Genomic DNA, 308 nt, shown 5'->3' on the forward strand with positions numbered 1-308 from the left:
AACGGGATTTGCCTCGTTTCCGGCCTAACTGCTTGGACGCGCATATCCAACAGCGCGCTTACCCTATCCTTCTGCGTCCCCCCATCGTTCAAACGATGTATAGGTGGTACAGGAATATCAACCTGTTGTCCATCGCCTACGCCTTTCGGCCTCGGCTTAGGTCCCGACTAACCCTGAGCGGACGAGCCTTCCTCCGGAAACCTTAGGCATTCGGTGGAAGGGATTCTCACCCTTCTTTCGCTACTCATACCGGCATTCTCACTTCTAAGCGCTCCACCAGTCCTTCCGGTCTGACTTCAACGCCCTTA

General features: G+C 54.9%; 1 rRNA gene. It reads right to left on the reverse strand.

From position 1 onward, the window contains the following. Positions 1 to 308: ribosomal RNA gene (locus CVN76_RS02580) — 23S ribosomal RNA — on the reverse strand; the annotation flags it as partial.

The sequence above is a fragment of the Bacillus sp. mrc49 genome (genome assembly GCF_002803435.1).